Raw genomic sequence first — 19333 nt, 5'->3', positions numbered from 1 at the left:
AGATTGCTGATTCTTCGTTTAAAATAGTTGATTTTTAGTGCTTTATCAGCACGGGGGTTTATGCTGGTTGTTAGCTATTGTTCTATGCATTAGTGTCATATCTGATAGTCATGGTTGCTTGGAAGAACAAAAAGCGATTGAAAAGGTAAGTGATAAGTACTTATTATTGGGGACTGGCGAACTTAGCATACACGCAGGCGAAATACGCTACGTTGGCAGAAAAGCCATCTGTCCAGGATCGAACAAAATTTGTCCATCATCGGACAGATTGATTCGTTGTATTTATTGTTAAAGACTTGTTTATGAGTTAGTTATTTTGAATGGCACAAGGCTTGCATCACTGAGCGTAGTGTATGGCCGACAAAAATGGTTAGGCGTATGCAACCTTCTTGAACAGGACAACATCTTTAGGCTATAAACAAAACGAAACCACATGAAACGGAATCAGTTTCTACTAACTCTTTTAAGTGCCAGTACGTTAGCATTCACCTCACTGGCCGACAATCGGAACGATGATCGCGATACGCCTTATCAAACCAAAACCTTCTCCGGGAAAATTAATGCCGTGCGGGCCGAAACGTCGGGCGGTAGCCTTACCATTGAAGGCGGTACGGATATGAATGCCAAAGTAGAGATGTATGTTCGGGCCAATAACTGGAACGACAAACTCGACAAGGATGAGATTGAAGATCGTCTGAAGGATTATGATATCAGCATCACCCAGGAGGGCGGTACGATTGTGGCGACTGCCAAGCGTAAAAGTAACAACGACTGGAAACGTGGGCTGAGTATCGCTTTCAAATTCTATACGCCACGTAACGTATCGACCGATTTGCGGACTTCGGGTGGTAGCATCCGAATGGCTTCTCTTTCCGGTACGCAGAAATTCCGTACCAGCGGTGGCAGCCTGCATCTGAGCGATATCGATGGTAACATCAACGGCCAAACCTCGGGCGGCTCCATTCATATGGATCGTTGCCATAAAGATATTGATCTGCAAACCTCTGGTGGCTCCATCGAAGCCAAAGAGTCGAGTGGTACCATGCGGCTGCATACATCGGGTGGTAGCATTCGGTTGACCGATCTGAAAGGGAGTGTTGATGCCCAAACCAGTGGCGGCAGCGTAAATGGATCGAATATCGAAGCTGATATTAAGGCGGGAACATCGGGTGGTTCGGTACGGCTGGCTAACGTAGCTGGTAGCGTGGATGCCAGCACCAGCGCCGGAAGCGTTGAGGTTGAGATCGTTAAGCTGGGGCAGTACGTTCGTTTGAATACCAGCGCGGGCGGAATCCGGGTAAGAATGCCTCTCGACAAAGGCATGGATCTGAACGTTAGCGGCAATCGGGTGAATCTGCCCGACGGATTAGCCAAATTTGATGGTAGCATTGAAAAAGATCGCGTTCGTGGCAAACTGAATGGCGGTGGTGTCGATGTTCGTATCTCCGCCAACAGCGGCAGCGTCTCGATCAGCCGGTAGTTTATAGTATCATAGCCTCTGTAAACAGAAAGCCCCTGGCACATGTCGGGGGCTTTCTGTTTACGTTTTGTCGATCTAAAGATCCACCAAATAAGGAAGGTTTCCGGCAGTTCTTAACTCATTTAGTACACCAACGAATGACCCCACGGTTGACTTGGATTTTGGACGTATAACAATGGCTAATTTCCCCGGCGTCATCGCGTCTCGACGGTATCGGTATAAGGCTTTCCTTAACGTGCTAGAATGTCGATGAGCTGTTACAAAATTGGCCCGGCAACTGGAGCCGGTGGGGAAATGGCAAAGCTGAAGGGAGTCTTTGTTTATCAGTACTATTGCCAGTACATAGTCGGAATGATCTGGCTCAATACCTTTTCGACAGACGGATGTTAAAACTCCGCCGAAAACAACAGGCTTTCTGGCCAGTTCATGCCACACAAAAAATACGATCAGTAGTAACGCTAGATTAACAAACGGAGTAAAATCCGGGCGTACAGCAACGTAGCGTCGTCTTTTCATTGGCCTATCTTCTTTAACCTATTGATAGCCCAGACAATCTATTTCCACAAACGCCCGTAGGTTTTTGTATCTTTACTCTTTCTTCTGGTAGCTGCCATTATGAGTACCTACGAACGTAACGCGAACTGGATAACTGGCTTCCTGCTGTTGTTGGAAGTTGGGTTGGCTGTTATGGGTGTCATGCGTTTGTCGGGGCCAATTCCCATTCATTTTAACGGAAGTGGTGAAGCCAATCGATGGGGTAGTCCCTCAACGCTGCTGGTACTTGCTTTTGTGGATCTTGCCTTGGTTGGATTACTTTGGATTATAAAGAGCGTGCCTACCGAACTGATGAATTTTCCGGGGCCGCGTACGCCCGACAACGTAGCAAAACAGCGTCGGAATATCGACCAGCTGCTGGCAACCATTCGCGTGATTGTTGCTGCCTTGTTCCTGTGTATTATCGGGCAGATCATCTGGATCAGTCTTTATCACAAACAACAGATTTTTCCCTGGCCATCCTTTCTGTTTATAGCCCTAATCTTTATCAGTACGTTCATCGGTTTAGTTCGAGCCTACCGGTTGTCGGTAAGTCGCTAAATCGTTTCGTTACCTTGTTGACTTATGTTTCGTTTATCCCAAAAACTACCCTTCGCTAATCTGCTTCCTTCCTTTAAAGGTGATTTGTATTTCGATGAGTCGCCCGAACATACGGCCCAGCGAGTGCTGTATGCTACCGATGCGTCTGTATATCAGGAAATGCCCATTGCCGTAGCATTACCCCGATCCGTCGCCGATATTAAGCTATTACTTCGGTTCGCGCAGCAGCATGGAGTCGGGTTGATTCCACGCGCGGCCGGTACATCACTGGCGGGGCAGGTTGTGGGGAGCGGCATCGTCGTTGATATATCGAAATATTTTGGGCAGATACTGGATGTAAATACCGATGAACACTGGGTACGCGTTCAACCGGGCGTAATCCGCGACGATCTGAACGCGCATCTAAGACCATACGGATTTCTGTTTGGCCCAGAAACCTCCACCGCCAGTCGGGCCATGATTGGTGGTATGATCGGGAACAATTCCTGCGGGCTGCATTCCATTGTCTGGGGAACAACCCGCGATCATCTGCTGGAAGTACGGGCTCTATTGAGCGACGGGGCCGAAGTAACATTCGGGTCACTGACGCCGGAACAGTTCGACGCCAAATGCCGGGGCGAGAACGTAGTGAGTCCATTGGAACAAAAGCTCTACGTACAATTTCGTGACTGGCTGTCGACGCCTTCTATCCAGAAAAACATCCACGATGGCTTTCCTAAACCAACCGTAAAGCGACGGAACACCGGCTATGCGCTGGATGCGTTAGTTGACTTTTTTTCTTTCCCCGTGGGCGGGGAGAAGGGCTTCAATTTCTCTCGTCTCATTGCGGGTTCAGAGGGGACGCTCTGCTTTATTACCGAAGCCAAACTGAACGTATTGCCGTTGCCGCCCAGGGAAACAGCCCTGGTATGCGCTCATTTCGTAACCATTCGACAGTCGCTGCAGGCCAATCTGGTGGCGCTGGCGCATAATTGTTTTGCATCGGAATTAGTCGATGATTATATCTTACAGCTTACGAAAACCAACATCGAACAAGCCAAAAACCGGACATTCGTGGAGGGCGACCCCAAAGCGATTCTGATGGTTGAATTTTTTGACGATACGGTGGCGGGCGTTACCGAAAAAGCCGAACGATTTGTAGCCGATCTGAAAAAGCAGGAGTTGGGGTATGCCTATCCGATTCTGTTCGATGCCGAAACGCAAAAACCCTGGGCGCTACGTAAGGCCGGACTGAGCATCATGTATAATATCCCCGGCGACGAGAAGCCTGCTAATGTGATCGAGGATACGGCGGTTGATGTGGAGGATTTGCCCGATTATATCGATGAACTGGACCGCATGGCCTGGGAAAAGTATGGTCTGAAACTGGAATATTCGGCTCATGCCGGTGCCGGTGAAATACACGTACTGCCGCTTATTAATCTGAAATCGTCGGAGGGGCGTACCAAATTCCGGTCGTTGCTGATGGATACGGCGCAGCTGGTAAAACGTTACGGTGGTTCGCTATCGGGCGAGCACGGCGATGGCCGACTGCGGGGTGAGTGTATTGCCTTTATGCTTGGGCCGGAAAACTACCAGCTTTGCAAAGAGGTTAAGGCACTTTGGGACCCGCACAATACATTCAATCCGGGCAAAGTGGTCGATACGCCACCCATGAACGAGTCGTTACGGTCGGAAGCCGACGTAGTGATTCCACAACCTAAAACGGTGTTTGATTTTTCGAAAGATGGTGGTTTGCTGGAATTAGCCGAAAAATGCTCGGGTTCGGGCGATTGCCGGAAAACGGCTATTTCGGGCGGTACGATGTGCCCCAGTTATATGGCCACGCGTCGGGAAAGAGATACCACGCGCGCACGGGCCAATATACTCCGTCATTTTTACAGCAGTACGGAGAAAGCCAGCGACCATGATTACGAGACGGTGAAAGAAGTTCTGGACCTGTGCTTATCGTGTAAAGCCTGCAAAGCCGAGTGCCCATCGAGTGTCGATATGACCCGGATGAAAGCAGAGTTTATGAATACCTATAATAATGATCCTGGAGCCTCATTCCGGACATTACTGGTTGGTAATTTCACGAAACTCATGTCGTTGGCCAGCATTGCTCCCTGGGTCTATAATGCCATATACAATACCGAAGCGCTACGTCGTGTGGCCAACAAAGCCGTCGGTTTTCACCCCGACCGGACTATGCCCGGACTAGCCGGTACAACCCTGCGGAAATGGGCAGAAGAACGGACTGCCGCTACGTCCCGTCAGGTTCAGCGTCCGATGCTGTTTTGCGATGAGTTCACGAATTATAACGACGTAGAAGTTGGTCAGAAAGCGATTCAGCTCCTTGAGCGTCTGGGCTATGCCGTTACGATTCCCGATCACGTAGAAAGTGGTCGTACGTATCTGTCGAAAGGATTAGTGGACAATGCCCGGACGATTGCCATTCGGAACGTAACACTGCTAAAAGATCGTATTTCGGACGATACGCCACTGATTGGTCTGGAACCATCCGCCATTCTGACCTTCCGCGACGAATACCCCGATCTGGTTCCAGCCGACCTGAAAGCTGATGCGCAGCGAATTGCAAAAAATGTCTTTTTGTTTGAAGAGTGGATTGCCCGCGAAATCGATCATAAGCGTATTACGGCCAGCTCATTTACTGCTGAGTCACGCCAGATAAAAATTCATGGACATTGCCATCAAAAAGCCTTATCGTCGATGGTGCCGGTAAAAAAAGCGCTGAGCCTGCCGACTAATTATCAGGTTCAATTGATTCCGTCGGGCTGTTGTGGGATGGCGGGTTCGTTTGGTTATGAAAAAGAGCACTACGACCTGTCGATGCAGATAGGCGAACTGGTACTTTTTCCCGCCGTTCGACAAGCCGAAAGCGCCATTATTTCAGCCGCCGGAACCAGCTGCCGACACCAGATCAAGGACGGGACAGGCCGCAAGGCGCAACACCCGGCCGAAATATTGTTCGATGCGCTAGCCTAGCCCTTAGCTGTACTAAATGATTAACATGTCTACGACAGCATCCCTGCTGTCGTAGACATGTTAGTGGCTAATTGGGGATACTCGTCCCGGTAGTACTTACTACGCTGGTTCATCGATCAACCCGGCTTAATTGCCGGATGGTTTGCATTGGAAACAGGTTGATGAGCTGCTTATCCGGGCGGGTAAAGGCTCGGCCCCGGCAGGCAGAGGAACGTAGCCGCATATTACGCACATTCCCAAAGAACGATTTGCGCTGGAATAGGGAGGCTATGCACAAAGGGAAGCCTATAGTTTGTTTTTGCCCAATTCCTCTAGTAGGTTTATTACACAGACCGAAAAAAGAAAAATGAACGATAAGCTAGTGCCCTTATTAGAAGATAGCCTGCTACAAGTATGGAGTGAACGCGATCCTAGCAAGCGTCTTAAAGAGATGAAACGCATTTATGCAGATGACATCATTTTCTATGAAAGCGACAGCGGCCCAGCTTTTGAAGGCCATCAGGCAATTGATTCACTCATTGGCAAACTACAGGAGCAATGGGCACCCGAGTTTGTCTTTACGCTCACAAAACCCGTAGTAATTAATCATGGCGTAAGCCATGCCGCCTGGACGTTGGGAAATCCCAGTGCAAATCCAGTTGCCAGCGGCATGGACATCGCCATTATTGAGAATGGCCTCATCAAAGCGTTGTATCTTTATCTGGATGAGCCTGCTCATTAACTAGAAGCCGGTTGACCCCAAGTGTCAACCGGCTTTCTGAGAAGGATTTAGTCTCTCTGCCCTGCCAGATTAATCTGTTCTGCCTGAGCATGACCTTCCGGCATGGGTGGTCCCAGCATGGGCTCATCGCCAACCGGTTGCGCTTTCATTTCTCTGAACTGACTACGTCCATCCAACGATGGGCCCTGTGTCCAGCGACGATTCTGGCCAACCGATGGTGAATCTGGATCGATGTTGGTATCGACAAATACGTAGCTGAATTCCTGATGCTCCTGGCTTTGTGGGAAGCTATTCGGAGTGGGATGAACAGCTCGAATATTGCCATGCCCTAATTCTTCCAACACGGCTAGCCACTGCTGCTGGTGCATCGTATCGCGGGCAATCAGGAAAGCCAGCATATCTTTCATTCCTGCATCGTCAGTCATTTAATATAAGCGCGTGGCCAGTGTCCTGCCGGTCGATTCAGCTATGACATTGGCATACATATCGGCCGCAATGTTGCCCGAGCTAACCACCTACGATCCATTGAAAGGTACACCATTCGCATCCGCAGCCAGCGCACCCATGCCGCCAGAAAGAAAATGCCGGGGATCGCCACCGCCCATAATCTTCTCCATAACGGGGTCATTGCCAACAATGGTGTCGACAACACTGCTGGGAGCACCTTCCAGATTCAGACAAACGGCCGTAGCCAGCATCTCAATATGGGCTATTTCTTCCGTTCCGGTATTAAGAAGCATATCCCGGTAGCGAACAGGGCCACGGGAGTTCCAGGCCTGGAACAGGTACTGAAGACATACCCTGATTTCGCCCTCAATACCACCAATGGCTTGCTGCAGGGCGCGGGCAAACTGCGGATTAGGTTTATCTACTTTTACGGTATACTGAAGTTTCTTGTCGTGATAAAACATAACTGTATAGGGATTTATTGGTTGCGATTTGGCCGGCTTGTATCTGTAGTACCAACAGGTGGAACGCCCGCAGCTGCCTGATTAACGACTTTGGGTTTACTCCGTTTCCCGGACGTAGCACTGCCCGATAGGTTGCCCACGTTCCCGGTTCCCGACTGCGGACGAGCTGGTTTGGTCCGTTTGTCGGCGGCATCCATATGATCTGATGTGCCTGCTTTCGAATTGGGAACTCCTTCGGCAGTAGGCGTTGGACGTCGATCCGGTTTCTTCTCTTGTGCCCAGGTGTTTCCAACGGTTAGCGCTAGCAGCAGAGCGATTATCCCTATTTTTTTCATACGTTGACTGATTTTGTTATGCCTGATAAACGAGGTTATCAGAAGCATTTTCCTGGATAAAAAGCGGGAAGTGAGGAAACGGAGTAAGCGCTTATGCGTTACGTTTAGGCCTGCAACCTGTTAAGGTGCCAGCCCCAAATTCGAGTAGTCCGAACGTAACATGTGGCCAGCTGATACGTTTGGAAAACCCAAAAAGCCACGGTGATGCTGTTACCAACAGGCCATTTATTGTGTCGATTCGTAGGTGCGTAGTCATTGGAATTCGTTGGGATAACCCCGCTTCATAATCAGTAAAGGCCGATAAGACTAACACGGCTATACCGGTGCCAACAGCTACCCGCCGGGCGGCATCGTTACTGGAAAAGCCAAGTAGCCAGGGCGAAGCAATAAATAAGGCTCCTGTCGTATAATCGAGCAGGCCGTGAACGTTCGTTGGGATGGGTTTCATAACGCGAAGAGATCATTAATGGGATGATTAGCGCTAAATCAGTTCAATAGCATCTCTAACGCTCGCGCGTTTGATAGGGACCAGTTTTTCTGGGCTAATGAGGAAGTGGGGTTGTGCGTAATCGTTTTGCAGGGGCCGTTGGCTTACTTCTCAATGGCTACTGGTTACGTATGCGGTTTAATAGAAATAAAGTGCCGCTTCTCATCATTAATCTAAACAGCGATTACTATGCCTTTTTCAAGTATCCAGCGATTTCCAGATGGCGACTCATCTGATATTTCGCCTAAATATGATCCCGAAAACAGTGAAAGTCTGAAAGAGACACGGTCTGATAAAGATCCCGTGACCAGTAGCCCTGGCGAGACGCCCTACACCGGTAGTCATGCCGATAATTATCAGCCTGATCAGGAGCCTGACCGCAACCTGGCTGAAGATGGCCCAAGCGGGGAGAATACTAAAAATGGTAGTGAAAATGGTGGGGGCTTGTGGACCAGTGGAGGAGTTGTCACCAATGGCACGCCTTATCATGAAGAAGATGAGCCTGATCAATAAGTGATTGAGTCCAGAAATTTGTTGTGGTAGAGTAGTGTTGGTAAAAGTGAGTGCAGTATGAAGCCTGATTGTGCTTACTCAACGCGTTGGGTAAGCACAACGTTTACGCCCCATAATTCGGCCGTTACCTGGGCCATAAGGCAAAACCTTTTCCCGTTCCAGTGGTTCTTCATAGACCGAAAACATTCACAAGAAAATTTATGGAGAACTCAAATTCATCTGCCCTTAGCGACGGTTCACAACAGGCAAACCTCGTATCGAATGAAAATGCGGAAACGATGTTTGGCGCCGATCAGGGCGAAACTAATATGGTTAAACTTGTGGACGGTAAGTTGACGCCCATTGGTGATACTGAAGACGATGTTATGGACGAGCAGCTCCGTAATCGATACAGCAGCGACGAAGAGCGGAGTTTACAGGGTGATCAGCAACGTAGCAAAACCTACGAAAATTCGGCGGCTGCGTTACGGGTCGGCGATGGAATCGACGAGAGCGAAATTCCGAATGATCCTATTGCCGAGGCCGAACTAACCGGAAATCCTGATGCGGGCGATACCGTCAATACGGGCCTGCCATCGGAAGATGAACCCCGCGACAGAACCGAAAAAGGCGACGCTACGCCCACGGGTGCATTTGCTGGCTGGAACTCCCCGATAGCATCCGGCGAAGTAAGCACCTGGAACTCGGTGCCAACAACGCCACAGGTGCCCAGCACACCGCCTTCGCCCGATCCAACGCAGCCGGTGCCGGGTATTCCCGAAACACCACCGACGCCCCCCGTTCCAGGACCTGAAATTCCTGACTTACCAGGTACACCTAAACCAGCTGTGCCCGAAATTCAGGAGCCCAGTGAGCCAGATCGGTCGCACGAAATCAATGCCGACCGGACAACCGCTTATCATCATTCCGCCACCGACAGCTTTCTGACCTATACGTCCGAAGCGTCAGGTCTGATTGATGAAGGTGACGTTACGTTAGATCAGGCCTTGGAAGAGCCCGGCAATCCTGATGAGGAAGGCATGGAAGAAAAGCCCGATACGGGCGATTCGGCTCATCCGTATGATGTCAATGCGAAAGATGCCGATGTGTATCAGCCAGGCGAACGTCCGGAAGAAAAGAAAGAAACTCAGCAAATGCCGCGCGAAATGCTCGACGAAAGCAGCGTTACGGCGCAGGATATGATTTCGGGTGCCGATCGTTCCGATCAGAAATCGACGGACGGACTGGACCGGAAATACAACGATCCGGAAGCGGCCCGGGAAATGGCTAGCTAATTAGACGGAAATACGTAACGTAAAGCGGATGGTAAGGGCTTACCGTCCGCTTTACTTTTTTTATACCTTTAGTGGCTAAATCTTTTTAAGGTCATGAAAAAATTACTTATTCCCTGTTTGTTATTGAGTGCAGTGGTGATGGCGGCACCGCCAAAGCCGAAATGGACATCACTTTTTAATGGAAAAGAAATCAAAGGCTGGCACAGCTATCATAAAGACGGCGTTGTTGGCTGGCATGTTGACAATGGTGCCATAACGCCAGATGGCACAGGGGGCGATTTAGTAACCGATAAAGAATACGAAAACTTCGAACTGGAGTTCGAATTCAAGATACCGAAAGGGAGCAATAGTGGCGTCGTTTATAAGATCATCGACAGTCCGGATATTAAATCAACCTATATGTCGGGGCCTGAATACCAGGTTATTGACGATAAAGGTTATCTGGACGGCGAAGGGAAACCCTATAAATTAAAGGAAACCCAGATGACCGGCGCTAACTACGATATGATTCCGCCGTCTGATTTCAACGTAGTGAAGGCTCCCGGCGAGTGGAACAAAGGCCGTATTGTTGTCAATAACAATCACGTTGAGCATTACCTGAATGGTAAAAAACTGGTCGACTATCAGTATGGCTCCGACGAATGGAAGCAACTGGTCGCGAAAAGCAAGTTTGCGAATTGGCCGTATGCAACGCCCCACGCGAAAGGAAAAATCGCACTGCAAAACCACAGTCCTAAAGAACAGGTTTGGTACCGGAATATCCAGATTCGGGAATTATAAGCAGAAATAACGTATCGGAATAGCCGCGTTGGAGAACCACTTCGACGCGGCTATTCTGTTTTCGTATTATTGGGCGGCATGGCCGCAAAAGTGAGCTGCATTTTCGCTTGCAGGTAGTGAAGACTTTCCGACTCGGCTTTATCCCAGTAATGCGTATGCGATGCAAAAGGCAACGTATTGTGAGCCTGAGAAATCAGTTTTTTGTTTTCCACACCTGGCCCAAAACACGTAACAGGGCCACCAACGTAGTCATTGGTAAAAAACATATTCGTCCAGCGCGTCATAGCAAACGGAGCCGCCTGGTGTAAGGTCCGCTTGGAGCCATCGTCGGAGGCCGGATAGGAAAACCACGCTGTTTTATCTTTATTGATCAGCTTTTTCAGCTGCTTTGCCGTTGGGAGCTCAGTGCGGGGCGGATTGGTGGCAAATTCGCGTTCGCGTTGCTTCTGGGCTAGTTCTGCCGGATTGTTGGCCAGATGCAGGTCGGCAAAGGCCAGCGGGCTACCTACCGTAATGAGGTCACTAATTCGCCACGAGTGGTTGGTTTTATACTGCGATGCCCAGCAGGTAAACTGAGCTTGCCGATACGTAGCAAGACTTATTTCCTGTTTTTCTAAGGCGCTGGCAGCGGCTTCGATCGTATCGATGTCGGTAGGCTGTACATCAAGTTTGGGGCTGATTTCATTCCAGAACAGGCGGAGTATATCGTAGGCAATCACCGACCCGAGACTATGACCTACCAGGATAATTCGATCGTATAGATTACTGCCGTCAGGCGCGCGGGCATCGTGTAATTGCCTGAGCAGCGCCACCCCGGCTTTTCTGATTTTCTGACGTTCAGGGACATTGCGGGGGCGGGGAGTAAAGTACCGGACAGCATCCCCTAAATACGTCAGTAATATAATATTAACGGACAGGGAAAGAACGGCGAACAGAACCGATACGGTAGGTTTGAACCATGTCGTCTGAAAAAGACAACGTAGCGAAGTTGGTAAACAGGCTTCCCGGTAGTTGAATAAAATGATGAGACTACAAGCCAACACAATAAGCCCCCAGAAGAGCCAGAACAACCAGCGGAGCCGTTTTGGAATGCTCGACGGTCGCCGAAAGAACATAGCCCGTGCCCACCAGACAATATCCAGCAGTTCCGTTCCGGTCATCAGATGGGCCCAGTATAACTCAAAATAGTCTGTTTTGAACGTATTACGTTGCCGATGAGCGGTTAATCGACGTAGCTCAAAGGTGTCGGAAAAGTGATCCGGCTTGCTGAAAAAAGCGGGTTTGTCCGGATTTTGATTGGGAGGAGCAACGGCTTCGGCAAAACCACGTAGCGTATCCATGGGGTGTTGTTCGCCAATACCGTGGATAACGATGACCGCCTGGCGCGAAATGGCAGGTTTGGAAGGCATAGCAAGGTTTACGGATAGAAAGTCAGTAATCGATACGTTTGCGGCTGGCTTTTACGTCACTTTTGCGTTTTTTTCCGGCAATTCGTTCTTCTATGGATGCTTTCGACGGCTTGGTAGCCTTGCGCGGCTTTGTTGGTTCAAAGGCTTTTTCAATGAGCCGATAAAATTTAAGCGTCACCTTTTCCTTATTAGCCAGTTGCGTTCGCTCGGTTTGATGAGTGAGCACTAACTCGCCATCGGTGGTCAGCTTATTGGCCAATTTCTCTTCCAGAACGTTACGTTCTTCGTCGGTCAGCAGCGTTGACTGACGAACATTAAAACGTAGTTCGGCCTTTGTGGCTACTTTATTGACGTGCTGGCCACCGGCACCTCCGCTTCGGGCGAATTGAAAGTGGAGATCGGGTTGCAGACGGGTGGCATCCATAGGTGATTAATTTGGATTATATCGTTACTCGAAAAACTATCGACCAGTTGAACAATACGCAGGTGGATCGGTTCTCTTTGTCAAAACTAATCGATTCAATTCATCAACAAAGTGAATAAACAACAAAACCATGATTACTCAGGATCAACATCAGGCGTCACTTATTGAACAAACCGTGACTATGTTCGATGGCGCTATTACGGAAACGACAGCTGTTGACGGTCTGTTTATTATTGACCAGTGGCTAAACCGGCTAGATCTAACGGGTGATGAAGATACCGACGATATTGCGGATACACTGGAGCGTTTACGAGCCGAAGTACACGTAGCACTGCACAGCAAACAGCCCGATAACCAGCGCATTGCGACCATTCTTCAGGATCTGATTGAGCAGACTCAGAAAGTGGCCTCGCTGGCCGAAGCAAGTGCCGAACAGCAAGAATTAGCGCAGTTAATAGCCATGCTTCAACACCTGCATAGACAGGCGAACCAGACAATCGATTAACCCTAAACTTACTCATTATGGCCCTTAATCAGCATGCAGCAACATTGGTAGATATTACTGTTAATGCATTCAACGGCGATTCGTCGGCTATTGCCGACATGGATGGAATCTCGCTCGTTAACAGCTGGATCACTACGTTACGTAGCGGAGACTATAACACGATGGCCGTAGCGAACGGTCTGAGCGCCCTACGGGACGAGTTGCAGAGTGGAAATCCGAATGGATGGCACGTTCGTGGCATTCTGGAAAATCTGGTCAATCTGGTGAAACAGATGGCTACCTCAGAAGAGATGGATGTAAAAGCGAAATTGGCTCCTTTGGTCGATGCGCTGGAAGAGTTTAGCCATCAGCTGGGTGGTTCGGCAAAACCAGCCCATACCGCAGGAAACCGGGTGGTTAATATGGACGACACAACGGGTAGCAACGGTGATGTACATAGTCCATTCATACAGGGCGATGATTATTCGCCGGTGACTGGAACCTATTCATCGGGCGTATCGAGCGAACGAGCCCCTGATCATATTGGTAGGAGCGGATCAGGAAGTAACGAAACATACTCCGGTCCGAGCAAAGGCCGATCACAGTATTAACGATCTGACTAACAGGAGGGCTCCGCCGACAGGGGAGCCCTCCTGCCTTATTAGCCCAAACAAAGCACCAGCGAACGTGTTTTACCTAATAGAACCAGGTTGGTTTTCAGGACTGGTACTTGTCTGTGAGGCAGACACCGGCGTATGCCCAGAAAACGAAACCAGGAAACTACGACAACTAAACACATGGCTGGATCAAACATATTAGAAGAGCGGATGCTTCAGGATACGCTCGGCTTATTTCGGGATGGCAATCTGAAGGCTGTTTCTCCCGGTCAGGGCGTAATGCTGATCGATGGCTGGCTGCAGGCTTTGCAGGGTGATACCAATCTTGGCTCGCTTGAAACGAATCTGACGGACCTACGCACTGAATTACAGGCGCATCAGCCTAACCAGGAGCGGGTTAGCGCGTTGCTGACGATACTTGCCGACGAAACGCAGCGTATTGCCGAAGGACCAAGCGCCGAAGGAACCTGGACAGGGGGGCTGGAAAGTCTGTCGAAATTCCTTCGTGATTTAGCCAATCAATCTTAACCTATTTCTTGTAATAGTATATACATTAGTATCCAACAAATAAAATTTCACTACACACATGGAAGGGACACAAACATCACTGGAACGTAGAATGCTAACGGATACGCTGGGCGCTTTTGGCGAAGGCAGTGCTACGGTTTTAGAACCGGAACGGGGTATTCTTTTGCTGGAAGGCTGGATTAATGCGCTACGTGGCGATGTTGGCGCCGAGCGTATTTTAGCGGAAGCTGAAAAGCTACGCGATCTTCTCAAAGCCGATGATTTTGATACAGAAAAAATACGGCGCCTGCTGCTGAGTATGGCTAGTCATACGTCGACGTTATCCCATGAACCGTCTGTGGATGAGGCAACGGCAGGCCAGTTAAAAACGCTAGTAAATGCACTAAGAAACTTTAGTAGCCAACTCTGATTATTTATGCTATCACACGAAGAATCAACAGATCTGCTCGACTCCACCATGAACGTAGTGAGTGGAGATCTGACAAACGCGACTCCGCAAAGCGGAACGGGTGTTATTGACGAATGGCTGGTTGAACTTCGGAAAGCCGAAAATGCCAGTGAACTAACCGACACACTGGAACAGATAAAAACAGAGCTGGAAAGTGGTCAGGTTAATGCACCGGAATTGAGTCAGTTGTTCGATACACTGGCAACGCAAACGTTAGAATTCAGTACCCGAATGGGCTCGGAGGGCGATATTGCGCCCCGGCTCGAAGGGCTATCCTCGGCGCTACGTTCGCTGGCCGGGCAGATGAAATGAGTTTATAGTTTTTGGTTTATAGTGGCTGATGCAAAACACCTGCTGACGCGTCAGCCACTATAAACTGAAAACTATAAACTACTTAACCTGATTCCAGTAGATCAGTACGTTCAGCGTAGCGCGGCCGGAAGCAATCAGATCGAGGTCGCCATCGCCATCCAGGTCGGCAGCCTGTAGGTCTTCGCAGGCCATTCGAACGCTATCGTCTATCGAATAGCCCGATACGCGATCCATCTCCTGTGGCTTAAAAAGCCGAATGCCCACTTTGCCTTCAGCGTTCGGATTCCGCCAGCCTGCTACAATCTGATCGCTGCCTATTCCCAGAAAATCACCACACACCAGGGCGTGCCCCTGATTGAAGGTATCAGTCAGTACATTGATCTCTTTGTCTTCAGCTTTCGATTTTTTGATCCTGTACGACCCATTTTCTACCTGTAGTAAATTGCCGTGCATCGGTTGAATGGTAGCAATGAAAGCTCCACCGTCCAACCGACGTATTTCGCCGATTCCTTCTGCGCCTTTAGTCAGTAGGGGTAAAGAGTTTCTGGCCATTTCGTCATCGAATGGTTGCCATTTTTTCTTACGCCATTCGAAGATGTTGCCTCCTTCTTTCCCCGCAATAATAACGCCGGTCGATGTGCCGTTGGGTCCGTCTTCCCAAATTTCGAAATTGTGGGTCAGGTGCATGGTCGAATCGACCAGATGCCGTTTCCAGTTGCTGCGTGGGTCTTTCGGGAATTCATAACCCCAGATACGAACGCCCCGGCCTTCGCCATTTTTATTGCCTAAACCATGCAGAGGCACCACAATTAGTTGGTACATATCTTTGCCGGTTTTAGCCCATCGCATCCGGTGCGTGGTCACTTCGTGGGGCAAACGAACGGCTTCCCAGCGCTGGGTGGGATCCTGCGGACGGATCAGGTAAAAAACGGCCCCCGACTTGGTGCTATCGCTGGTTTCGGCCGGATTCCAGCCAGCGCCCACAGCTACCTCTACTTTACCATCGCCATCCAGGTCGCGGGCGGCAATGCAGACATTATCCTGCGGAGTCAGGTTAGCGGCCATAACGTAGCGTTTCCACGGGCTGGTTTTATCACCAGGGTTTTTATACCAGACAAATTCTTTCTGGTCGGCAAGGAGAATGTCCGGTTTTTTGTCGCCGTTTACATCGCCAATTGCCAGTCCATAGCCAATATTGATCTGATTATCGACCACCTGGACCGTGAATTTAGGTTCACTGAGCTGAGCATTGACACGTATTCCTACAAGGGATAACAGGGCAAATACTAAAACAGAAGTTTTCATGACGTTGTCTGATCTACAAGGGTTAATACAACTCGTATCGGGCGGCTCGATACATTATACATGGATACTGATGCGTTCGCCCAACTGCATCACGCGGTAAGGCGTATCATAGTGTTTACAGGCTTCAGCAAAGTCGGCTGGATCGGCTGTGTTAAAGTCAAACAGGTCATAATGATGCGGAATAACGAGCTTGGCGTCAATGTCGCGGCCTAACCGGGCGGCTTCGTCTGGATTGAGATTACCAGCCACCCGGCGTTCTGGTTTATTGCCGTTAATCGGAAGAAATGCTACGTCGACCGCGAACGGTTTCAGTACGTCGACCATTCCTTCGTACCACAACGTATCGCCGGAATGATAGATCCGAAACGGCTTTTGTTCATCCCTGACCAGTTCCACTACGTAGCCCATGAATTTACAGCGGCCTTCAGCATCGCGCTCAAGATCATTGTGCGCAGCCGGAACACCATGAAAAATAAAACTGTCGACTGTTTCGGTCTCATTATCCGTCAGGCCGATAGGTTTGCCTCGATCCATCATGTGGCCGAGCCGATCATACACAAAGTCGCGGTTAGCTTCTGGAATAACGAATTTTATGTTCCTGTTAGCCAGCAATAACGGTGCTAGGGTGTGATAATCCAGATGGTCGGTATGGTTATGGCTGGAGGTTACCACATCAACCATACCCAGGTGGCCAGGAAAAATAACCCGCTCGGACAGGCGAACGTGTGGCTTGTCGGTATGCGCGTATTTTTCGGTTAATGAATCAGACAGATACGGGTCAAAAAGCAGATGCTTCCCATGGTACTGAATCAGAAATCCACTTTGCCCAAGCCACCAGATATGCACCGTATCGGTTTGATGGCGAGCGACTTCGATATCCGCCAGCAGTACGTCGTCTTTTTGGGAAGCGGGTTTAAGCATAGGTGTCTTCGTTACGTAGTATAAACGGACAACATTCCCTTCTAAAAGCGGCATTTCACGGTTTATACCGTAAACCGCTGAGTCGCTCCAGGATTCGGTCGAACAGGCGATCGGGTAGTAAACGGGGTAAAATCCAGCTTGTCAGTTTATTCGGGACCAGGGCGTAGCGGATTTTCGGATTGGGGGTTTCATGAATATGAACGATCCGTTCGCCAAGGTAATCGATGGATAACCCACGCTCCTCGGCGGCCCGTGTTTGCTTAAGAAACCACTGCATAGCCGGGTAATAGGCCGTGTTTTCGTATGGGCTAATGTCGACACCTTTTTGCCAGATTGGTGTTTTAACCGAACCCGGTCCAACAATAACTACGTCGATGCCATACAGGCGTAATTCCCGGCGAAGGCTATGCGACATACCTTCCAGCGCATGTTTCGACCCAACATAAGCGCCCATAAACGGAATGGCTACCTTGCCATTAACGGAGCTGATGTTCTGTATGCGTCCGGGCTGAACGGAATGACCAGACCGGGCACCCAGTAGGGGCAAGAAAGCCTGAGTTACCCGAAAGAGCCCAAATACGTTTACGTCAAAATGATGCTGTATCGTTTCTATGGGCTGGTGCTGTAATGGGCCCCCAAAAGCAATGCCCGCGTTGTTGATCAGACCACCTAGTCCTTCATCTTTCAGTTGCTTCGTCAGCTGGCTGGCGGCTGCGTTAACGGCCTTTTCATCGGTTACGTCGAAGAGGAGCGGTGTGAAATTTTTACCGAATTCGGCCTGCAACCGATGGGCGTCTGCCTGATTGCGAACACTGCCAAATACGGTATAGCCGCGCTGAATAAACTGACGCGCAGCGCCATAACCTATGCCGGTCGATGCACCAGTAATGAGAATGTTTCTGCTGACGGGTTTCATCCTGTAAACATACCCATAATCTGGCTTAACAAACCGTCAAAAATTGTCGTTATGAATCCAAAAATGGACTAAATTGATCGGGGAGTTGTTTCAAAAATGGATTCACTCACGAACACCATCAAGCACTAGTCAATCATTATTATGCAGGATTTAGAACCCTTTTACGGCTGGGAAAAATATTATACATCGGCTGACGATGAACGGTCGCCGTTTCATGAACGGGAGTATAATATGCAGCAGTATGAAAATACCATTTACGGCTACTACATTCATCCACTCTGGGATGAAATTGGTTCGGAGACGCTCTATTGCAAAATTCTGTTCGCTAATTACGACCGGCAATTTGTGGTGATTGAGCTATTCGGCGAGTGGAACGATACGTTGCATAACGACATCATGTACCTGAAGCGCCAGGTTATTGATCCGTTGGTCAATGAAGGCATCAAGTATTTTGTTTTAGTCTGCGAAAACATTCTCAATTTTCATGGATCGGATGACAGCTACTATGAAGAATGGTTTGAGGACGTAGAAGATGGGTGGATTGCAGCTATTCATTCGCCCGAGTTTATTGAGCAGGAGTGGAAGAAGTACCACCTCGATTATTACATCAATTTTGGCGGAACGCTCGACATTGCCAACTGGCGAACACTCAAACCTGTTGCCTTGTTTGATCTGGTGAATGGGTTAATTGTCAGGCGGCTGGGGTAGCAACCGCACATGGATTCGTAGATGGTTTTGTCCTGATTTGACTCCGTTCGGCCTTTTCTGCTTGCCCGCTTTTTCTACTTTCTTACTTTTACTGCCAAACCAATACCGTACCATGGATAACAACGAAAAAAAGATTGCTGCCGAAGAGGTAAATGCAGCCAAAACAACAGCTGCCGAAAAATTTGAATCATTTAAAACCGAAGCCAGTCAGCATCTCGATGCGGCTGCGACCCAGTTGGATGAGCTAAAAGATAAACTGGTTGCGCAGGCGCAGGAATTCGGAAAAGATATTGATATTGACGGGGTCAAAGCGAAGGCATCCGAGCATTTTGAAGCCGCCAAGGCCTCTACAGCCGCCAATCTGGCCAATTTGCAGGCACAGGCCGAAAGCATCTTTTCGGCAGCGTCGGCTAAAGCGGATGCGTTGTCGGATGTGGCTGAGGATAAGTTCGATGAGCTAAAAGCCGAAGCGTCAGTACAGCTCGAAGCCGCACAGGTTAAACTCGATGAGCTGAAAGCCGAAGCTGCTTTGCAGATTGAAGAAGCCAAAGAAAAGGCCAAAAGCGTCTGGAGTCAGTTGTTCGGTAAAGAATAAACCTTTTCGTTCGGGAAGGCGAGAACATAGAAACGGCACGATAGTGAAGAGAAATTTCTCTGAAGACGTTGTGTCGATTCTGTGT

22 protein-coding genes and 1 pseudogene are annotated in these 19333 nt (G+C 49.3%); 14 read left to right on the top strand and 9 right to left on the bottom strand.

All coding sequences use genetic code 11. The annotated features are described in order from the left end of the window. Positions 1-433: 433 nt before the first annotated feature. The 3 genes from GK108_RS22190 (at position 434) to GK108_RS22180 (ending at position 5560) form a co-directional block, all read left to right on the top strand. Complete coding sequence (locus GK108_RS22190) at positions 434-1480, top strand: DUF4097 family beta strand repeat-containing protein (RefSeq protein WP_163953258.1); 1047 nt, start codon at positions 434-436, stop codon at positions 1478-1480. A gap of 615 nt (positions 1481-2095) precedes the next feature. Beyond that, on the top strand, positions 2096-2575 hold the full coding sequence (locus GK108_RS22185) for a DUF1648 domain-containing protein (protein WP_163953256.1): 480 nt from the start codon (positions 2096-2098) through the stop codon (positions 2573-2575). Positions 2576-2599: 24 nt separating this feature from the next. Further along, entirely contained in the window at positions 2600-5560 is a 2961-nt protein-coding gene (locus GK108_RS22180) for an FAD-binding and (Fe-S)-binding domain-containing protein (protein WP_163953254.1), read from the top strand. Positions 5561-5669: 109 nt separating this feature from the next. Here GK108_RS22180 and GK108_RS22175 read toward each other — a convergent pair whose 3' ends face one another. Then, positions 5670-5837 (bottom strand): hypothetical protein, encoded by a 168-nt coding sequence (locus GK108_RS22175; protein ID WP_163953251.1) that lies wholly within the window; start codon positions 5835-5837, stop codon positions 5670-5672. 69 nt (positions 5838-5906) lie between these two features. Here GK108_RS22175 and GK108_RS22170 point away from each other — a divergent pair, with 69 nt between their 5' ends. Further along, on the top strand, positions 5907-6281 hold the full coding sequence (locus GK108_RS22170) for a nuclear transport factor 2 family protein (protein WP_163953249.1): 375 nt from the start codon (positions 5907-5909) through the stop codon (positions 6279-6281). A gap of 47 nt (positions 6282-6328) precedes the next feature. On the opposite strand, the pseudogene GK108_RS22165 reads toward GK108_RS22170, so the two are convergent. From GK108_RS22165 to GK108_RS22155, 3 genes and pseudogenes are all read right to left on the bottom strand, one after another. Beyond that, positions 6329-7192 (bottom strand): annotated as a pseudogene (locus tag GK108_RS22165) (manganese catalase family protein). Positions 7193-7206: 14 nt separating this feature from the next. Next, entirely contained in the window at positions 7207-7527 is a 321-nt protein-coding gene (locus GK108_RS22160; protein ID WP_163953238.1) for a hypothetical protein, read from the bottom strand. 91 nt (positions 7528-7618) lie between these two features. Next, positions 7619-7975, bottom strand: coding sequence for an SPW repeat protein (locus GK108_RS22155; RefSeq protein WP_163953237.1), 357 nt, complete (start codon positions 7973-7975; stop codon positions 7619-7621). 228 nt (positions 7976-8203) lie between these two features. On the opposite strand from GK108_RS22155, the gene GK108_RS22150 reads away from it, so the two are divergent. From GK108_RS22150 to GK108_RS22140, 3 genes are all read left to right on the top strand, one after another. After that, positions 8204-8527, top strand: coding sequence for a hypothetical protein (locus tag GK108_RS22150; RefSeq protein WP_163953235.1), 324 nt, complete (start codon positions 8204-8206; stop codon positions 8525-8527). Between the two features lie 200 nt (positions 8528-8727). Then, complete coding sequence (locus GK108_RS22145) at positions 8728-9801, top strand: hypothetical protein (protein WP_163953233.1); 1074 nt, start codon at positions 8728-8730, stop codon at positions 9799-9801. 93 nt (positions 9802-9894) lie between these two features. Then, entirely contained in the window at positions 9895-10581 is a 687-nt protein-coding gene (locus GK108_RS22140) for a 3-keto-disaccharide hydrolase (protein WP_163953231.1), read from the top strand. Between the two features lie 50 nt (positions 10582-10631). Here the strand turns inward: GK108_RS22140 and GK108_RS22135 are convergent, their stop codons facing one another. After that, on the bottom strand, positions 10632-11990 hold the full coding sequence (locus GK108_RS22135; RefSeq protein ID WP_163953229.1) for a hypothetical protein: 1359 nt from the start codon (positions 11988-11990) through the stop codon (positions 10632-10634). Positions 11991-12012: 22 nt separating this feature from the next. Continuing rightward, positions 12013-12414 (bottom strand): alternative ribosome rescue aminoacyl-tRNA hydrolase ArfB, encoded by a 402-nt coding sequence (arfB, locus tag GK108_RS22130; RefSeq protein WP_163953226.1) that lies wholly within the window; start codon positions 12412-12414, stop codon positions 12013-12015. A gap of 130 nt (positions 12415-12544) precedes the next feature. On the opposite strand from arfB, the gene GK108_RS22125 reads away from it, so the two are divergent. From GK108_RS22125 to GK108_RS22105, 5 genes are all read left to right on the top strand, one after another. Further along, positions 12545-12919 carry a hypothetical protein gene (locus GK108_RS22125; RefSeq protein WP_163953224.1) on the top strand — a complete coding sequence of 125 codons (375 nt, stop codon included), beginning with the start codon at positions 12545-12547 and terminating at the stop codon, positions 12917-12919. 17 nt (positions 12920-12936) lie between these two features. Then, positions 12937-13509: a hypothetical protein gene (locus GK108_RS22120; RefSeq protein WP_163953222.1), complete on the top strand. Its 573-nt coding sequence runs from the start codon at positions 12937-12939 to the stop codon at positions 13507-13509. Between the two features lie 186 nt (positions 13510-13695). Continuing rightward, positions 13696-14043: a hypothetical protein gene (locus GK108_RS22115; RefSeq protein ID WP_163953220.1), complete on the top strand. Its 348-nt coding sequence runs from the start codon at positions 13696-13698 to the stop codon at positions 14041-14043. A gap of 58 nt (positions 14044-14101) precedes the next feature. After that, positions 14102-14452: a hypothetical protein gene (locus GK108_RS22110; RefSeq protein ID WP_163953218.1), complete on the top strand. Its 351-nt coding sequence runs from the start codon at positions 14102-14104 to the stop codon at positions 14450-14452. A 6-nt stretch (positions 14453-14458) separates the two neighbouring features. Then, positions 14459-14803, top strand: a complete 345-nt coding sequence (locus tag GK108_RS22105) for a hypothetical protein (protein WP_163953215.1) — start codon at positions 14459-14461, stop codon at positions 14801-14803. A gap of 78 nt (positions 14804-14881) precedes the next feature. On the opposite strand, the gene GK108_RS22100 is transcribed toward GK108_RS22105, so the two are convergent. The 3 genes from GK108_RS22100 to GK108_RS22090 are packed head-to-tail and all read right to left on the bottom strand — an operon-like array spanning position 14882 to position 17945. Next, positions 14882-16108 carry an FG-GAP repeat domain-containing protein gene (locus tag GK108_RS22100; RefSeq protein ID WP_163953213.1) on the bottom strand — a complete coding sequence of 409 codons (1227 nt, stop codon included), beginning with the start codon at positions 16106-16108 and terminating at the stop codon, positions 14882-14884. A 54-nt stretch (positions 16109-16162) separates the two neighbouring features. Further along, positions 16163-17029 carry an MBL fold metallo-hydrolase gene (locus GK108_RS22095; RefSeq protein WP_163953461.1) on the bottom strand — a complete coding sequence of 289 codons (867 nt, stop codon included), beginning with the start codon at positions 17027-17029 and terminating at the stop codon, positions 16163-16165. A gap of 55 nt (positions 17030-17084) precedes the next feature. Continuing rightward, the gene (locus GK108_RS22090) at positions 17085-17945 is read right to left on the bottom strand and encodes an SDR family NAD(P)-dependent oxidoreductase (RefSeq protein ID WP_163953211.1); all 861 of its coding nucleotides are present in this window, start codon (positions 17943-17945) and stop codon (positions 17085-17087) included. A 141-nt stretch (positions 17946-18086) separates the two neighbouring features. Between GK108_RS22090 and GK108_RS22085 the strand changes: the two genes are divergently transcribed. Next, on the top strand, positions 18087-18653 hold the full coding sequence (locus GK108_RS22085; protein ID WP_163953209.1) for a hypothetical protein: 567 nt from the start codon (positions 18087-18089) through the stop codon (positions 18651-18653). 112 nt (positions 18654-18765) lie between these two features. Next, the gene (locus GK108_RS22080) at positions 18766-19248 is read left to right on the top strand and encodes a hypothetical protein (protein WP_163953207.1); all 483 of its coding nucleotides are present in this window, start codon (positions 18766-18768) and stop codon (positions 19246-19248) included. Positions 19249-19333 lie beyond the last annotated feature (85 nt).

The organism is Spirosoma terrae (genome assembly GCF_010435915.1).
GTDB lineage: Bacteria > Bacteroidota > Bacteroidia > Cytophagales > Spirosomataceae > Spirosoma > Spirosoma terrae.
This window is presented reverse-complemented; position numbering and strand designations above follow the sequence as displayed.

What these genes read in the sequence shown, in the direction of transcription:
- GK108_RS22120 (WP_163953222.1), top strand. Translation starts at nt 12,937, where the DNA reads ATGGCCCTTAATCAGCATGCAGCAACATTGGTAGATATTACTGTTAAT.
- GK108_RS22100 (WP_163953213.1), bottom strand. Translation starts at nt 16,108, where the DNA reads ATGAAAACTTCTGTTTTAGTATTTGCCCTGTTATCCCTTGTAGGAATA.
- GK108_RS22095 (WP_163953461.1), bottom strand. Translation starts at nt 17,029, where the DNA reads ATGCTTAAACCCGCTTCCCAAAAAGACGACGTACTGCTGGCGGATATC.
- GK108_RS22145 (WP_163953233.1), top strand. Translation starts at nt 8,728, where the DNA reads ATGGAGAACTCAAATTCATCTGCCCTTAGCGACGGTTCACAACAGGCA.
- GK108_RS22190 (WP_163953258.1), top strand. Translation starts at nt 434, where the DNA reads ATGAAACGGAATCAGTTTCTACTAACTCTTTTAAGTGCCAGTACGTTA.
- GK108_RS22085 (WP_163953209.1), top strand. Translation starts at nt 18,087, where the DNA reads ATGCAGGATTTAGAACCCTTTTACGGCTGGGAAAAATATTATACATCG.
- GK108_RS22125 (WP_163953224.1), top strand. Translation starts at nt 12,545, where the DNA reads ATGATTACTCAGGATCAACATCAGGCGTCACTTATTGAACAAACCGTG.
- GK108_RS22155 (WP_163953237.1), bottom strand. Translation starts at nt 7,975, where the DNA reads ATGAAACCCATCCCAACGAACGTTCACGGCCTGCTCGATTATACGACA.
- arfB (WP_163953226.1), bottom strand. Translation starts at nt 12,414, where the DNA reads ATGGATGCCACCCGTCTGCAACCCGATCTCCACTTTCAATTCGCCCGA.
- GK108_RS22160 (WP_163953238.1), bottom strand. Translation starts at nt 7,527, where the DNA reads ATGAAAAAAATAGGGATAATCGCTCTGCTGCTAGCGCTAACCGTTGGA.
- GK108_RS22115 (WP_163953220.1), top strand. Translation starts at nt 13,696, where the DNA reads ATGGCTGGATCAAACATATTAGAAGAGCGGATGCTTCAGGATACGCTC.
- GK108_RS22180 (WP_163953254.1), top strand. Translation starts at nt 2,600, where the DNA reads ATGTTTCGTTTATCCCAAAAACTACCCTTCGCTAATCTGCTTCCTTCC.
- GK108_RS22170 (WP_163953249.1), top strand. Translation starts at nt 5,907, where the DNA reads ATGAACGATAAGCTAGTGCCCTTATTAGAAGATAGCCTGCTACAAGTA.
- GK108_RS22185 (WP_163953256.1), top strand. Translation starts at nt 2,096, where the DNA reads ATGAGTACCTACGAACGTAACGCGAACTGGATAACTGGCTTCCTGCTG.
- GK108_RS22150 (WP_163953235.1), top strand. Translation starts at nt 8,204, where the DNA reads ATGCCTTTTTCAAGTATCCAGCGATTTCCAGATGGCGACTCATCTGAT.
- GK108_RS22140 (WP_163953231.1), top strand. Translation starts at nt 9,895, where the DNA reads ATGAAAAAATTACTTATTCCCTGTTTGTTATTGAGTGCAGTGGTGATG.
- GK108_RS22135 (WP_163953229.1), bottom strand. Translation starts at nt 11,990, where the DNA reads ATGCCTTCCAAACCTGCCATTTCGCGCCAGGCGGTCATCGTTATCCAC.
- GK108_RS22110 (WP_163953218.1), top strand. Translation starts at nt 14,102, where the DNA reads ATGGAAGGGACACAAACATCACTGGAACGTAGAATGCTAACGGATACG.
- GK108_RS22090 (WP_163953211.1), bottom strand. Translation starts at nt 17,945, where the DNA reads ATGAAACCCGTCAGCAGAAACATTCTCATTACTGGTGCATCGACCGGC.
- GK108_RS22105 (WP_163953215.1), top strand. Translation starts at nt 14,459, where the DNA reads ATGCTATCACACGAAGAATCAACAGATCTGCTCGACTCCACCATGAAC.
- GK108_RS22080 (WP_163953207.1), top strand. Translation starts at nt 18,766, where the DNA reads ATGGATAACAACGAAAAAAAGATTGCTGCCGAAGAGGTAAATGCAGCC.